The sequence below is a fragment of the Sphingomonas sp. Leaf5 genome, from assembly GCF_001421155.1.
Classification (GTDB): Bacteria; Pseudomonadota; Alphaproteobacteria; order Sphingomonadales; family Sphingomonadaceae; genus Sphingomonas.
The window spans coordinates 217,571-232,212 of record NZ_LMJZ01000001.1 but is presented as its reverse complement, the minus strand read 5'-3'; the positions used below and the strand labels follow the sequence as shown (position 1 = coordinate 232,212).

Genomic DNA, 14,642 nt, shown 5'->3' with positions numbered 1-14,642 from the left:
CGGACCGCCGCATGTACGAACGGGCGGCGAGGCCGCTGCCCCGCCGCCCGCCACAGGCCTGTCGATCGGATGCGATCAGTTGGCGCTGTTGCCCATCGTCGCGTTCATCGCGTCGGGGGTGGTGCCCATCATCGCGTCGCCCGCGGTCGTCACCGAATTGGCTTCGGTCTCCATCGGGTTGATCGCGATCATTTCGTTGCCGACCTCGCCATCGTTGCGGAAGGCGGCATTGGCGTAGACGTCGTTCAGCACGACGTTGTTGTCGTTGGTCGTCGTGATCTCCTGCCCCCCACAGGCGCCGAGCAGCGCGAGGACGGGCAAGGTGGCGACGGCGAAGCGGATCATGGCATTCTCCCAGCAGGATTTCCCGGTCAACGTCAAAGCCTCCCGCCCGTTCCGCAAGCGTCCGCCACCGCGCCGACCGCCAAAACCAGCGCCACCACCGCAGCGGCCGGTCACGGCACTGCCAGCGTCCCGATTTACCTAGGCGAACCGGTGACGTAGAGCCGACGCAGCGATCAAGCCCGGAGCGAACCATGCCCTTTCTACTCCCTATAGAAGCGGTTGCCGTTGCGGACGGATTCGGTTCCGCATCGACGCGACACCCATGATGACCATGGCCTGCCATTGCCGCGGGTGCCAACAGATGAGCGGGAGTGCCTTCTCGCTGAACGTCGCGGTGCCGAGCGCGGCGCTGATCGTCACGCAGGGCGAACCGGTCATCGGCGGTCTGCACGGCGAACAGGTCCGACATCACCATTGCGACCATTGCAAAAGCTGGCTGTTCACGCGGATCGAACCCGATCCGGGCTTTGCCAATGTCCGGGTCGGTGCACTCGACACCCCCTAACCATTCGCCCCGTTCATCGAGACATGGACCGATGAAGCCTTGCCATGGGCAATGACGCCCGCCCGCCATCGCTATCCGCAGTTTCCGCCGGCCGAGGCGTTCGGCCCCTTGCTGGCGGATTATGCCGCGACCCAAGCAGGCTGACATGCTTTCACCGGACTGTTCGGGACGGTAGGTAGCGGCGATGCGTATCCTGCTTGCCCTGATCCTGCTGGCCTTCGCCGTGCCCGCGTCCGCCCAGTCCGCCACCCGTGCGACACCCGGTTATGTCCGGGTCCGGTTCGACACCTCGGCGGGGCCGATCATCGTCGCGCTCGACGTCAGGCGGGCACCCGCGACGTCGAAAAATTTCCTCGCCTATGTCGATGACGGCCGGTTCGACGGCACGATCTTCTACCGGTCGGCGCGGCGCAAGGCCGATCCGTCGCTGGGTTTCGTGCAGGGCGGCATCCGCACCGATGCGCGACGCATCCTGCCCCCCTTCCCCCACGAACGGACCGACCGGACCGGCGTCAAGCATGTCGACGGCGGGATCTCGATGGCGCGGCGGCCCGAACCCAATTCGGCGGGCGGCAATTTCGTGCTGCTGGTCGGCGCGATGCCGAGCATGGACGCGAAAGGCGACTTCCCCGGCTATGCCGCCTTCGGGCGGGTGGTCGGCGGCATGGCGACGGTCAAGCGCATCCTTGCCAAGCCGACCGGCGGCGGATCGGATGCGATGAAGGGGCAGATGATCCTCGACCCGGTCCGCATCCTGCGCGCCCGCCGGCTGGACGGGACGCCGAAGCCGACCGGCGGGCCGAAGGTCTGGCTGATCGACGTGCCGCGATAGATCGCACCTGCCCCGTCACCTGTTACGCCGCCTGCATCTCGGCCACGGCCGCATCGTCCAGTTCGCTGGCCCGGACATGCGCCGGGCGAGCCGCAAGCCGCCCGATATAGGCCATGAAGGGGTCCAGCTTGGGCAGCGTCCCGAACTGCGTGCCCCACATCACATGCGACCCGACATAGACATCGGCGGCGGTAAAGCGGTCGCCGGCGATATAGTCATGCGCCGACACCGCCTGCTCCAGCACCGCGACGACGCGGTCGTAATCGCCATAGCCGACCATGCGCTGCTGATCCTCGCTCGGCGTCACCCCCAGCGACCGGTTGGTGATCGCCTGTTCCAGCGGCCCGGCGGCGAAGAACATCCAGCGATAATAATCGGCGCGCTCCTCCGCCGTCGGCGCGACGCCGGCCGCCGGAAAAGCGTCGGCCAGATAGGCGCAGATCGCCGCACATTCGGTGACGACGCGACCGTCATGGACGATCGCCGGCACCTTCCCCATCGGGTTCAGCGCGAGATAGGCGTCCGCCTTCATCGAGCCGCCATAGCCGAGCACCTCAACGTCATACTCGGCACCGACCTCCTCCAGCATCCAGCGGGCGATCCGGCCACGCGACATCGGGTTGGTGTAAAGCGTCAGTCCGGTCATGCTGCATCTCCCCTGCGATTCGTCAGGAACAAAGATGGAACTTATCCGCGTTTCGCGTCAAGTTCGTGATGCAGGAACGCCGTGGTCCGTTCCCACGCCAGCTTCGCCGCCGCCGCGTCGTAGCGCATCGCCGAGGTGTCGTTGTTGAACGCATGATCGACGCCCGGATAGACATGGGTCGTCGCGTTCCTGCCCGCCTTACGCAGCGCCTCCCCCCATGGCAGCGCCGTCGCATTCACCCGCGCATCCTTTTCGGCGAGTTGCAGCAGCAACGCCGCGCGGACCTTCGTCGCCTCTGCCGGATCGGGGGCCGGGCCGTAATAGCTGACCCCGGCGGTCAGCGCCGGATCGGCCACCGCCAGCCGGTTGACGAACGCCCCGCCCCAGCAAAAGCCGACCGCGCCGGTGTGCGACCCGCCGCGCTGGCCGCGCGCCTTTGCGAGGAAGGATTTGGCCTGTGCCAGCGCAAGATCGTAATCGATCGTCCCGATCAGCGCACGGGCGCGATCCTCATCGGCGGGGGTGCCGCCCTGTGGCGCAAGGAAATCGGGCGCGATCGCGCGGAACCCCGCCAGTGCGACGCGACGGGCGACATCCTCGATATGCGCGTTCAGCCCGCGATTTTCATGGATGACCAGCACGATCGGCAGCGGCTGCTTCATACCCTTCGGTGCCGCGAAATAGGCGGTGGCCGGCTGCCCGGCCTCAGTACCGCTGCGTTTGGCGGTATCGAGCCGGGCATCGGTCGACTCGATCTGCTGCGCGGCGGCGGGCGACGCGGCGATACCCGCGATCAGCGTTTCAGCAGCGGCGACAGACCCCGCCAGCGCCACCATCTCGGCCATGAAGGCCCGCCGGTCGCGATGTTCGTGGGTGAAGGCGTCGTAAAGCGCGATCGCGCGGGCACGAAGGTCGGACATGGCTGCTCACTCCACTGGGGACGTGGGCAACCTAACCGACTGGTCGGTTTACGCAAATGGCCCGGCCGCTCGATACGAGCGACCGGGCCATTCTACGCGCAGATGCGCTTTAGTGGTTCAGCGCTTGAACGGATCGAAGAACGAGCCCGACGTTTCGGGCAGTTCGCCGCGTTCGGCCAGTTCGGCGTCGCGGGCGGCCTGCGTACGTTCGTTGCGGAGCTGCTCGATCAGCGCCTCGCGATCGCCCTCCAGACGGGTGTCGGCGGGGGCTTCGATCCCGGCAGCCTTCGCGGCCTTGCCGACCAGCGCGTCGAGTTCGCGCTGCGAACACAGGCCCAGCGTGACCGGGTCCTTCGGCGTGATGTTGCCGATGTTCCAATGGGTACGGTCGCGGATCGCGGCGATGGTGGTGCGGGTGGTGCCGATCAGCTTGCCGATCGCGCCGTCGCTGATTTCCGGATGGTTGCGGATGATCCACGCGATGCCGTCCGGCTTGTCCTGCCGCTTGCTCACCGGGGTATAGCGCGGGCCCTTGGTCCGGCGGACCTGATCGGGTCCCTTCATCATTACCAGACGGTAATCGGGGTTCTTCTGCCCCTTCTCGATTTCGTCCATCGTCAGTTCGTGCGCGCGGACGGGATCGCGACCGGTCAGCTTGGTCGCGGCGGTATCGTCGGCAATCGCCTGCACTTCAAGAACGTGAAGGCCGCAAAAATCGGCGATCTGCGGAAAGGACAAGGCGGTGTTGTCGACCAGCCAGGAAGCGGTCGCGTGCGGCATCAGCGGCTGGGCCACGACGGGTCTCCGAAATAGAAAGGGCCGCCCAAACCGGGCGGCCACGTTAGATACGGACTTAGGGCAGGTCGCCGCAAAGGGCAAGCACCTGCCGGGGCGGTGTTCGGCTACCCTTGTCTCCCTCTCCCCCGTAGAGGGGAGAGGGATGCGCAGACTTGGGCCTTGCATGGCAAAGACCTAGTCGGAGCTGGGAGAGGGGTCGGCGCTCGCATGCGAGCGCGCGAGCCTTCTGGCTCGCTTTTCCCCTCTCCCAACCTGCGCTAGCCAGCGAGCTGGCAAGCTTCGGTATTCCTCTCCCGAAGGGGCGAGGGAGGGGTTATCCCACCGTCAGCACGATCTTTCCGACACGATCGCCCGCCTCCATCCGCCGATGCGCATCGGCCGCTTGGTCCAGCGGAAAGGTCTTGTCGATCACCGGGCGCAGCCGCCCCGCCTCGATATGCGGCCATACCGTGCGCGACAGTTCGTCGGCGACCATTTCCTTGAACGCGGCATCGCGGGCGCGCAGCGTCGACCCGGTCAGCGTCAGCCGGCGGCGCATGATATCCCACAACGGCACGGTGGCGCTCGCCCCGCCCTGCACCGCGATCGAGACATGGCGACCATCCTCGGCAAGGCATTTGATGTTGCGTGGGACATAGTCGCCGCCGACCATGTCGAGCACGACGCTGACGCCCTTGCCGCCGGTGATGTCGGCGACGCGCTCGACGAAATCCTCGGTGCGATAGTTGATCGCATGCGCCGCCCCCAGGTCTAGTGCGGCGCGCGCCTTCGCATCGCTGCCGACGGTAACGATGACCTCCAGACCGAAGACGCGACCGAGCAGGATCGCCATCGTGCCGATACCGCTGGTGCCGCCATGGACCAGCACCGTGTCGCCCTCCGCCGCGTACCCGCGTTCGAACAAATTGGTCCACACGGTGAACAGCGTTTCGGGCAGCGCCGCCGCCTCGACCATCGACAACGCTTGCGGAACGGGCAGGCACTGTCCCGCCGGGACCACGGCATATTCGGCATAGCCCCCGCCCGCCAGCAACGCGCAGACCGACTGCCCCAGCCAGTGCGGCTCGACGCCCTCGCCCAAGCCTACGACCTCGCCCGCAATCTCCAGACCGGGGATCGAGGATGCGCCGGGCGGTGGCGGATAGCCGCCGGTGCGTTGCAGGACGTCAGGCCGGTTGACGCCGGCGGCGGCGATGCGGATCAGCACCTCGCCCTGCGCCGGGTGCGGCGTCGGGCGTTCGACGATCGTCAGCACTTCCGGACCACCCGGTTCGGCCGGATCGATCGCACGCATCGCCGCTGGCACGTCCATATAGTCTTCCCCCTGCACCGGCGCGTTATTGACATCGTCGGCCACAGGGTCAACGCTGCTCGCAATGGAACCCGACGAAAATGTTAACCATGTTCGTGGCAACCTGCTCGCCATGCTGTTGCGCGAGGATCTCGACCCATTGTCACAAGACGAGCTGACCGCGCGAATCGCCGCGCTGGAAGGCGAAATCCTGCGATGCCGCGCGCGAATCGATGCCGCGCGCAGCCACCGGTCCAGCGCCGACGCGCTGTTCCGGTCATGAGATGTTCCGCCCCCCCGCTTGATGCCGGGCGGCGGCATACCGACATGGTGGAAGACCCGGGACACCGGGACGCAGGGCCGGCGCGTTCCCGCCGGCCGACCGGAGTGAATTGAATGCCATCCTTCGCATCCGCATTGGAATCTACGCTGCACAAGGCGCTCGAGGCCGCATCCTCGCGCCGGCACGAATATGCGACGCTCGAACATCTGCTCTTCGCGCTGACCGACGACGTCGATGCGGCGAAGGTGATGACCGGCTGCGGCGTCGAGCTCGACGAGCTGCGCACCACCGTCGCCCATTATCTCGACACCGAACTCGACACGTTCAAACTAGACGCCGCGACCGATCCGTCGCCGACCAGCAGCTTCCAGCGCGTCGTGCAGCGCGCGATCCTGCACGTGCAGTCGTCGGGCCGCGACGAAGTGACCGGGGCCAACGTGCTGGTCGCGATGTTCAGCGAGCGCGAGACCTATGCCGTCTATTTCCTGCAGCAGCAGGACATGAGCCGGCTCGACGCGGTCAGCTTCATCAGCCACGGCGTCGGCAAGGGCGGATCGACCGCCACCGAAACCCCCAGCCCCAAGGGTGCCGAGGAAAAGGAAACGCCGAAGGCCGCCGACAAGGGCAAGGGCGAGAGCGCGCTCAAGCAGTTCTGCGTCGACCTGAACGAAAAGGCGAAGATCGGAAAGGTCGACCCGCTGATCGGTCGCACCGCCGAAGTCGATCGCACGGTGCAGATCCTGTGCCGCCGGTCGAAGAACAATCCGCTGTATGTCGGTGATCCGGGCGTCGGCAAGACGGCTATTGCCGAGGGTCTGGCGCGCAAGATCGTCGAGGGCGACGTACCCGAAGTGCTGTTGCCCGCCGTCATCTATTCGCTCGACATGGGCGCGCTGCTCGCCGGCACCCGCTATCGCGGCGATTTCGAGGAACGGCTGAAGCAGGTCGTGACCGAGCTGGAAAAGCTGCCGCACGCGGTTCTGTTTATCGACGAGATCCACACCGTAATCGGCGCTGGTGCCACCAGCGGCGGGGCGATGGACGCATCGAACCTGCTCAAGCCCGCGCTGTCGGGCGGACAGATCCGCTGTATCGGCTCGACGACCTACAAGGAGTTCCGCAACCACTTCGAAAAGGATCGCGCGCTGCTGCGCCGGTTCCAGAAGATCGACGTGAACGAACCGACGGTCGAGGATACGATCAAGATCCTGACCGGCCTGCGCACCGCGTTCGAGGAGCATCACAAGGTCAAATACACCCCCGATTCGATCAAGTCGGCAGTGGAACTGTCGGCGCGCTACATCAACGACCGCAAGCTGCCCGACAAGGCGATCGACGTGATCGACGAAGTCGGCGCGATGCAGATGCTGGTGCCTGCGCCCAAGCGCAAGAAGACCATCACCTCGAAGGAGATCGAGGCGGTCATCGCGACGATGGCGCGCATCCCGCCCAAGACCGTGTCGACCGACGATACGCGCGCGCTCGCCAATCTCGAACTCGACCTGAAGCGGGTGGTGTTCGGGCAGGATGATGCGATCAAGGCGCTGTCCTCGGCGATCAAGCTGTCGCGCGCGGGTCTGCGCGATCCCGACAAGCCGATCGGCAACTATCTGTTCACCGGCCCCACCGGCGTCGGCAAGACCGAGGTCGCGCGGCAATTGTCGGAAATCATGGGCATTCCGCTCCAGCGGTTCGACATGTCCGAATATATGGAGCGCCATTCGGTCAGCCGGCTGATCGGTGCCCCGCCGGGCTATGTCGGTTACGATCAGGGCGGCCTGCTGACCGACGCGATCGACCAACAGCCGCATTGCGTGCTGCTGCTCGACGAGATCGAGAAGGCGCATCCCGACCTGTTCAACATCCTGTTGCAGGTGATGGACAACGGCAAGCTGACCGACCACCACGGCAAGACCGTCGATTTCCGCAACGTCATCCTGATCATGACGACCAATGCGGGCGCGTCGGACATGGCCAAGGAATCGATCGGCTTCGGCCAGATCGATCGCGAGGACGTGCAGGAAGAGGCGGTGCGCAAGCTGTTCACGCCGGAATTCCGCAACCGGCTCGATGCGATCGTGCCGTTCGGTTACCTGCCGCCGGAAGTCGTCGCGCGGGTGGTGGACAAGTTCATCCTCCAGCTCGAACTGCAGCTAGCCGATCGCAGCGTCCATATCCGCCTCGACGAAGCGGCCAAGACGTGGCTGACCGAAAAGGGCTATGACAAGCTGTACGGCGCACGTCCGATGGGCCGGTTGATCCAAGACAAGATCAAGCAGCCGCTGGCCGAGGAACTGCTGTTCGGCAAGCTGGTCCATGGCGGCGAGGTCGGCGTGACGCTCAAGGACAACGCGCTGGCATTCGAAATAACGCCAGCCGCTCCCAAGAAGCCGCGCAAGGGCGGCAAGGCCAAGGCTCCAGCCGAAGCATAACTCTGTTGTCCCGCCGCCAGTCCCGACTGGCGGCGGGCAAATCTTACGCATTCTATCGTAGAGCTCTGGTACGGATCGACAACGAAACGTCTGGCCGATCGAGTGGACCGCTCGACCGGCCTGCCTGTTACTCCGTACGGAACAGCATCGTGTCCGCAACCGTCGCGAAACTCATCGAAGGGGTCGGTCAGGCCGACGCGATGATCGCGCTCTACGACCCGGCCGGACTGATCCTGTTCGCCAATCCCGCGTTCCGGCGCGCCTTCTTTCTCGGACCGGACGAGCGGATCGACTGGGTGTCGATGATGCGTCGCAATCATGCCCATCGGCGCGGTCCGATCGAGTGATCGCGACGCAGCCGGACTTCCGGATCGATTTTTCCGCCGGCATGACCATGGTCCGCGCCGACGATAGCGTGTCGACCGTCTATACCCGCACCGACCACGCGCTCTACGCCGCAAAGGCGGAGGGTCGCGGCCGGCTGAAGGTGGCGGGTTGATCCCCTGCCCGATCGTCATTCGACCGGGCAGGGGCAATCGCTTTACTGAAGCACGACCGTCACCGCGCGACGGTTCTGTGCCCATGCACCTTCGTCCGAACCGAGCGCCAGCGGGCGTTCCTTGCCATAGCTGATCGTGGTGATGCGCGACGGCGAAATGCCGCGCGTCGCCAGATAGCTCGACGCCGCATTGGCCCGGCGATCGCCCAGCGCAAGATTGTATTCGCGGGTGCCGCGTTCGTCGCAATGCCCCTCGATCGTCACGCGCACATTGGGATAGCGCGCCAGCCATTGTGCCTGGCTGTCGAGGACCGCGCGGGCCGATGCGTCGATATCATATTGGTCGAGACCGAAATTGACCGTGTCGCTCGCCACCGACTGCTGGAAATCGGCGCGCGATCCCGGCACGACGCCGTTGGTGCCCGTACCCGTCCCGGTGTTGCCGGTACCGGCGTTCGGATCGACCGTCTGGCCCGGTGCCGGCGGCAGCACCTCGGGTCGCTTCTTGGCGCAGCCGGCGGTCGCCAGCAGCGCCGCGCCGACGATCAGCGTGGTCGAAAACTTGGTCATCAAAACCTCCCTTGGTCGTATCGCACCCGCTACAATGCCCCTGTACCGGAATTGCCCCTGTTGGTGAAAGCCTTAGGACCGGATCGGGCCCCAGCTCGGGTCCGAACCGTCGAGCGCAGTCGGAATCCGGCGGATGTTCGATCCGGTCAGGTCGACCGACCAGATCTGCGTCTTGCCCGACCCCTGTGCGCTGCGGAAGAAGGTCAGCACGCGGCCATTGGGCGACCAGCTCGGCCCTTCGTCGCCCCACGCGTCGCTCAGCAGTTTCTCGCCGCCACCCGAAGGCGACATGATGCCGATGCGGAACGATCCACCACCCTGCCGGGTAAAGGCGATCAGGTCGCCACGTGGGCTCCAGACCGGCGTCGCATAGCGTCCGCCGCCAAAGCTGATCCGCTGCTGGTTCGATCCGTCGGCGTTCATGACGTAGAGTTGCTGCGTGCCCGAGCGGTCGCTTTCGAACACGATCTTCGACCCGTCGGGCGAATAGCTCCCGCCGGTATCGATGCCGGGCGCATTGGTCAGCCGCTGCGGACTGCCGCCCGCTGCCGGCACCCGGTAGATATCGGTATTGCCGGCCTGCGCCATTGAGAACAGGACATATCGGCCATCGGGCGAGAAGCGCGGCGCGAAGGTCAGCGACGCATTCTGCACCAGCAACCGCTGCCGTCCGGTGCCGAGATCGAGGATGTAGATCGCCGGCCGGTCGTTGACATAGCTCATATACACGATCGACTGCTGGCCCGGCGCGAAACGCGGGGTCAGCACGATCGACTGGCCGTTGGTCAGGAAGCGGTGATTGGCCCCGTCCTGATCCATTATCGCCAGCCGCTTGATCCGCTTGCCCTTCGGCCCGGTTTCGCTGACATAGACGATGCGGCTGTCGAAATAAGGACCTTCGCCCGACAGGCGGGTATAGACGGCATCGGCGCATTTATGCGCGGCGCGACGCCATTCGGCGGGGGGCACGTTGAACCCCTGCCGCGTCAGTTCGGTGCGGCCGAACGTGTCGTAGAGATAGCAGCCGATCGTCAGCGTGCCGTTCGCCTCGGCACGGACATAGCCCTGCACCAATGCCTGCGCGCCGCTCCACACCGCATAATCGGGCGACTGGACCTGCGCCATCGCCACGGCGGGAAGCCCGGCGGGGCCCGCGGGCTTGAACAGTCCCGAATTGCGCAGATCGCCCGCGACGATCTCCGCCAGTTGCCGCCCGAGCGCATCGGTCGACCCGGCGGGGGTCGAGGCGACCTGCGGCGTCGGCATCACTGGCACCGCGATCGGCAGCGGTTCGGAGATACCGCCCTCGATATCCACCTCGACCTGCGCGAATGCGGCGGGCGCGGCCAGCACGCTGGCGAGTGCCGCACCAAGAGCCAGGGTCAGTTTCCGCATAAATCCTCTCCGGTCAGCCGGGCAGTTTGTAGTTGATGATGATATCCTTCCAGCCGCCCTCGTACAGGTCCGCCGGAAGTTCATAGGGGGCACACTGGATCAGCGCGGCGATGGCCAGTTCGGACACGCGCTGGGCATAGCGTTCATTCTCACCATCGACCCCGGTCTGTCCGCGCAACTGCGGGCGCGCGGCGAGCGTGCCGTCGGCGCGCATCTGCAAGCGGATCTTCGATCGGATCTGGTTCGCGCCGGGGCCGGGATTGGGAATCTTGTTCGCGCAGGGCTGCACCTGCCGCTGGATCGCGCTGGCAAGACCGGCGACCGACTGCGCGGTGACTGCCGTACCGCGCGGTGCCTCCGCCTTGCCCGGCTTGGGCGTGTCGGCAATCCCTTTCAGGAAATTGTCGCCCAGACGCCCGCCGCGCGGCCGGGGGGCGGTCGCCTGGGCGTTGGTCCCCTGCCCCTTGGTCGCCGCGGGTTTGGCCGGGGCAGGTTTTGCCGGAGCTTTCGCCGCCGGTGCGGGCCGTGCCGGTGCCGGCGCAGGACGCTGCGCCGGCTTGGCCGGGGCAGGCTTCGGCTCCGGCTTCGGCGCGGGGGCGGGTTTTGGCGCAGGCTTGGGAACCGGTTTCGGCACCGGTTTGGGAGCCGGAACCGGCTTCGGCGCAGGCTTTGGTTCGGGGCGCGGTGCCGGCTGCGGACGCGGAGCCGGTGCGGGCGGCGCGGGTGCGGGTTCCGGGGCCGGTTCTTCCACCGCCTCGGGCGGCGCGGCATCCTCCGGCGGTCCGGTGTCGGGGGCTTGGCTGATCGCCGGAGCGTCGGTCTGCGCCGGTGCGCTTTGTTCGGCGGCGACGTCCTCTGCAAAGCTGACGTCCATCGGCTCGTTCTTCAACTTCACCGGGTTCGGCGTGGCGAGAAAACCGACCGACAGCAGGCCGAACAGGACGGCATGTCCCGCAACCGCTACGCCGAGCCCGATCTTCTCCGCCTTCTGCATCGCGTTACTGCGCCACGCTGATCAGCGACACCCGGTTCAGCCCCGCGCGGTTCAGTTCGCCGAGTACGCCGTTGACCCGGCCGTAATCGAGCGCGCGGTCGGCGCGCAGCATCACCTGTCGTGGTTCGGTCGCCCCGGCACCCGCCGCCGCGATCTTTTCCAGTTCGCCGGGCAGATTGTCGGCCGACACTTCGACATCGTCGAGATAGGTCCGGCCATCGGCATCGATCGACAGCGTCACCGGCTGCTGCGTCTGTTCGACCGCCTTCGCGCGGCTGTCGGGCAGGTTCACCGGCACGCCCGCGGTCATCAGTGGCGCGGTGACCATGAAGATGATGAGCAGCACCAGCATCACGTCGACCAGCGGCGTGACGTTGATCTCCGCCATCGGCGCACGACGCCCTTTACCCTTCGCGGACGGCAGGTTGATGCCCATCGTTCAGACCCCTTCGAGCTGACGCGACAGCGTGGCATGGAACGCGTCGGCAAAGCGGTTCAGCCGCGACTCGATCCGGTTCACGCTGTGGCTGAAGCGGTTATAAGCGATGACGGCGGGGATGGCGGCGAACAGGCCGATCGCGGTGGCGAACAATGCCTCGGCGATGCCCGGCGCGACGACGGCCAGCGACGTATTCTGTTCGGACGCGATCGCGGTGAACGACCGCATGATGCCCCACACTGTGCCGAACAACCCGACGAACGGTGCGACCGACCCGATCGTCGCCAGCACGTTCAGCCGGTCGGCCAGCGTCTCGCTCTCGTCCGCAACACTTGACGCCATGGCGGTGGCGAGCCGTTCGCGGGTGCCGTCGCGGTCAATCTGCTTCGATGCGGTCGAGCGGCGCCATTCGCGCACCCCCGACGAAAAGATGCGGGCGATGGCGGTGTCGCGCGTCCCCTGCAACCGGTGGAAGGCGTCGATATCCTCGGCCTGTTCGAACTCGGTTTCGAACCGGTCGATGTCGCGGCGCACCTTTCGCGAGCGGACGAGGAAGCCGATGATGATCGCCCAGGTCCAGATGCTGGCGGCCAGCAGCCCCAGCATCACCGCCTTCACCACCCAGTCCGCGGCGAGGAAGAGCGCGACGGGCGACATGGTCGCGGCGTCGGTGTTCACGAGTACGTCCATCATGCCCCTTTTTCGGTTGCGACCAGGCGCTGGAAGGTGTCGACCCACGCGGCCGGTTGACGACGCGGACGCCCGTTCGGGGCCACGAACGCAACCTCGACCCGGGCCGACGCCAGTAAGAGTGTGTCGCGGATGACTGTCTGATGAATATCGACCGCCGCCGCGCGTACGCGCTCGACGGTGCTGACCACGACCAGCGCATCGTTCAGTCGCGCGGGGGCCCGCCAGTCGAGCTGCATCGACCGGACGGCATAGGCCCCCTCGCCCGTTTCGTGCGCGGCACGCTGGTCGATGCCGGCGATCATCAGCATGTCGCTGCGCGCGCGTTCGAAATACCGAAGATAATTCGCGTGATAGACGACGCCCGACAGGTCGGTGTCCTCGAAATAGATACGGACGGGAAAGCGATGCGTACCGCCCGTGAAGCGGCCGCCGGCCGGCAGGACGGGGTCGGTCATTTGTCCGCTTTAACCATTGCGGCCGGACGGGGAAAGGGGTGACCGGATGAACCCGACGCTATGGCAGCACGACGGAACCGATCAGTCCGCCCGAATAACGGTGACGTTGCCAAAACCGGCAGAGCGGATCAGTTGGAGAACGACCCCGATCTGACGCGGCGATGCCATGGCACCGCCGCGGACCGACAGCGTCACCGGCCGGTCACGGTCGGGCAACGCACGAAGCGCCGCGACGAAGGCGGTTGCCGCGTCCGGCAGGACGAAGTTCGTGTCGGCGATGGTCGCCGAACAACTCGCGTCCGCCGCGAAGGTGACGTCGATCACCAGCGCGTCCGCCGCGGCGGCAACCCGCCCGGCCTGTCGCGGACCGATCGCCGCCGATGTCAGCAAATTGCCGCGATGCTTGCCGTTGCGTTCCATCAATCGAACAACCCATCCTGCACGCCCGCCGGCGGTTCGAAGCCGAGATGCTTCCATCCGCCGGCGTTCAGACAGCGCCCGCGCGCGGTGCGGGCGACCATGCCGATCTGGATCAGATAGGGTTCGATCACTTCCTCGATCGTGTCGCGCGGCTCCGACAGGCCGGCCGCCAGCGTCTCCACGCCGACCGGACCGCCGCGATACACATCGGCGATCATCGTCAGATAGCGGCGATCCATCGCGTCGAGCCCCTTCGCGTCGACCTCCAGCCGGTTGAGCGCGGCATCGGCGGTACGCGCATCGACGGTCTCGACCCCCGCGACATTGGCGAAGTCGCGGACCCGGCGCAGCAGGCGACCGGCGATCCGGGGCGTACCCCGCGCCCGGCGGGCGACCTCGGTCGCGCCGTCCTTCGCGATGCCGAGCCCCAGCAACCCGGCCGCGCGGACGACGACGCGGGTCAATTCGTCGACGGTGTAGAATTGCAGGCGGACCGGGATGCCGAACCGGTCGCGCAAGGGGGTGGTCAGCAACCCCTGCCGCGTGGTCGCCCCCACCAGCGTGAAGCGTGGCAGGTCGATGCGGACGCTGCGGGCCGACGGCCCCTCGCCGATCATCAGGTCGAGCGCACGGTCCTCCATCGCCGGATACAGCACTTCCTCGACCGCCGGATTGAGGCGATGGATCTCGTCGATGAACAGGACGTCGCCGTCCTCCAGATTGGTGAGCAGCGCGGCAAGGTCGCCCGACTTGGCGATGACCGGGCCGGAGGTGGCGCGAAAGCCGACGCCCATTTCGCGCGCGACGATCTGCGCCAGCGTGGTCTTGCCGAGGCCGGGCGGCCCGAAGAACAGCACATGGTCGAGCACGTCGCCCCGCCCGCGCGCGGCATCGATGAACACGCGCAGATTCTCGCGCGCCGCCTGCTGCCCGACGAATTCGTCGAGCGCCTTGGGGCGCAGGGCTGCGTCGACATCCTCGGGACGGCGAAGGGGGGTGGTCATGCGGTCGTCGGTCACCCGTGTTCCCTAGCTGTTCGCGTGCCGCATTTAAAGCTCCTCCCCGGCACGGGAAGGGAGACCAGCGAAGCATGGTGGAGGGGGCTTACCGCCAGCGCGACCGGTC

At 66.5% G+C, this 14,642-nt stretch carries 19 protein-coding genes; 6 read left to right on the top strand and 13 right to left on the bottom strand.

Annotated elements, in window-relative coordinates; translation table 11 throughout:
• Window positions 1-75 precede the first annotated feature (75 nt).
• Complete coding sequence (locus tag ASE50_RS01000) at window positions 76-345, bottom strand: hypothetical protein (RefSeq protein ID WP_056394558.1); 270 nt, start codon at window positions 343-345, stop codon at window positions 76-78.
• Between the two features lie 262 nt (window positions 346-607).
• Between ASE50_RS01000 and ASE50_RS19330 the strand changes: the two genes are divergently transcribed.
• Window positions 608-850 carry a GFA family protein gene (locus ASE50_RS19330; protein WP_321163357.1) on the top strand — a complete coding sequence of 81 codons (243 nt, stop codon included), beginning with the start codon at window positions 608-610 and terminating at the stop codon, window positions 848-850.
• Between the two features lie 184 nt (window positions 851-1,034).
• Window positions 1,035-1,682, top strand: coding sequence for a peptidylprolyl isomerase (locus tag ASE50_RS00990; RefSeq protein ID WP_056394555.1), 648 nt, complete (start codon window positions 1,035-1,037; stop codon window positions 1,680-1,682).
• Window positions 1,683-1,704: 22 nt separating this feature from the next.
• Here ASE50_RS00990 and ASE50_RS00985 read toward each other — a convergent pair whose 3' ends face one another.
• From ASE50_RS00985 to ASE50_RS00970, 4 genes are all read right to left on the bottom strand, one after another.
• Window positions 1,705-2,328: a glutathione S-transferase family protein gene (locus ASE50_RS00985; protein WP_056394552.1), complete on the bottom strand. Its 624-nt coding sequence runs from the start codon at window positions 2,326-2,328 to the stop codon at window positions 1,705-1,707.
• A 41-nt stretch (window positions 2,329-2,369) separates the two neighbouring features.
• Entirely contained in the window at window positions 2,370-3,248 is an 879-nt protein-coding gene (locus ASE50_RS00980; protein WP_056394549.1) for a dienelactone hydrolase family protein, read from the bottom strand.
• Window positions 3,249-3,365: 117 nt separating this feature from the next.
• Window positions 3,366-4,028 carry a DUF1013 domain-containing protein gene (locus tag ASE50_RS00975; RefSeq protein WP_082438756.1) on the bottom strand — a complete coding sequence of 221 codons (663 nt, stop codon included), beginning with the start codon at window positions 4,026-4,028 and terminating at the stop codon, window positions 3,366-3,368.
• 331 nt (window positions 4,029-4,359) lie between these two features.
• The gene (locus tag ASE50_RS00970; RefSeq protein ID WP_056395578.1) at window positions 4,360-5,340 is read right to left on the bottom strand and encodes an NAD(P)H-quinone oxidoreductase; all 981 of its coding nucleotides are present in this window, start codon (window positions 5,338-5,340) and stop codon (window positions 4,360-4,362) included.
• 82 nt (window positions 5,341-5,422) lie between these two features.
• Between ASE50_RS00970 and ASE50_RS00965 the strand changes: the two genes are divergently transcribed.
• The 4 genes from ASE50_RS00965 (at window position 5,423) to ASE50_RS19325 (ending at window position 8,551) form a co-directional block, all read left to right on the top strand.
• Complete coding sequence (locus ASE50_RS00965) at window positions 5,423-5,620, top strand: DUF1192 domain-containing protein (RefSeq protein ID WP_056394543.1); 198 nt, start codon at window positions 5,423-5,425, stop codon at window positions 5,618-5,620.
• Window positions 5,621-5,733: 113 nt separating this feature from the next.
• Window positions 5,734-8,052: an ATP-dependent Clp protease ATP-binding subunit ClpA gene (gene clpA, locus ASE50_RS00960; RefSeq protein ID WP_056394539.1), complete on the top strand. Its 2,319-nt coding sequence runs from the start codon at window positions 5,734-5,736 to the stop codon at window positions 8,050-8,052.
• Window positions 8,053-8,201: 149 nt separating this feature from the next.
• The gene (locus tag ASE50_RS00955; RefSeq protein WP_056394537.1) at window positions 8,202-8,399 is read left to right on the top strand and encodes a PAS domain-containing protein; all 198 of its coding nucleotides are present in this window, start codon (window positions 8,202-8,204) and stop codon (window positions 8,397-8,399) included.
• Window positions 8,396-8,551, top strand: coding sequence for a hypothetical protein (locus ASE50_RS19325; protein ID WP_156347240.1), 156 nt, complete (start codon window positions 8,396-8,398; stop codon window positions 8,549-8,551). Before ASE50_RS00955 ends, ASE50_RS19325 begins: the two co-directional genes overlap by 4 nt.
• Window positions 8,552-8,593: 42 nt before the next feature.
• On the opposite strand, the gene pal is transcribed toward ASE50_RS19325, so the two are convergent.
• From pal to ruvB, 8 genes are all read right to left on the bottom strand, one after another.
• Complete coding sequence (pal, locus tag ASE50_RS00950) at window positions 8,594-9,121, bottom strand: peptidoglycan-associated lipoprotein Pal (protein ID WP_056394534.1); 528 nt, start codon at window positions 9,119-9,121, stop codon at window positions 8,594-8,596.
• Between the two features lie 72 nt (window positions 9,122-9,193).
• A complete protein-coding gene (gene tolB / locus ASE50_RS00945) occupies window positions 9,194-10,516 on the bottom strand; it encodes a Tol-Pal system beta propeller repeat protein TolB (protein WP_056394531.1) in 1,323 nt (440 codons plus the stop codon).
• 13 nt (window positions 10,517-10,529) lie between these two features.
• Window positions 10,530-11,510, bottom strand: a complete 981-nt coding sequence (locus ASE50_RS00940; RefSeq protein WP_056394528.1) for a hypothetical protein — start codon at window positions 11,508-11,510, stop codon at window positions 10,530-10,532.
• 4 nt (window positions 11,511-11,514) lie between these two features.
• Window positions 11,515-11,946 carry a protein TolR gene (gene tolR, locus ASE50_RS00935; protein ID WP_055996157.1) on the bottom strand — a complete coding sequence of 144 codons (432 nt, stop codon included), beginning with the start codon at window positions 11,944-11,946 and terminating at the stop codon, window positions 11,515-11,517.
• 3 nt (window positions 11,947-11,949) lie between these two features.
• A complete protein-coding gene (gene tolQ, locus ASE50_RS00930) occupies window positions 11,950-12,639 on the bottom strand; it encodes a protein TolQ (protein WP_414881691.1) in 690 nt (229 codons plus the stop codon).
• A complete protein-coding gene (locus tag ASE50_RS00925) occupies window positions 12,639-13,097 on the bottom strand; it encodes a YbgC/FadM family acyl-CoA thioesterase (RefSeq protein ID WP_056394520.1) in 459 nt (152 codons plus the stop codon). The genes tolQ and ASE50_RS00925 overlap by 1 nt, the downstream gene beginning before the upstream one ends.
• Window positions 13,098-13,178: 81 nt before the next feature.
• Entirely contained in the window at window positions 13,179-13,517 is a 339-nt protein-coding gene (locus tag ASE50_RS00920) for a hypothetical protein (RefSeq protein ID WP_056394517.1), read from the bottom strand.
• A complete protein-coding gene (ruvB, locus tag ASE50_RS00915) occupies window positions 13,517-14,536 on the bottom strand; it encodes a Holliday junction branch migration DNA helicase RuvB (protein ID WP_056394513.1) in 1,020 nt (339 codons plus the stop codon). Before ruvB ends, ASE50_RS00920 begins: the two co-directional genes overlap by 1 nt.
• Between the last annotated feature and the right edge of the window lie 106 nt (window positions 14,537-14,642).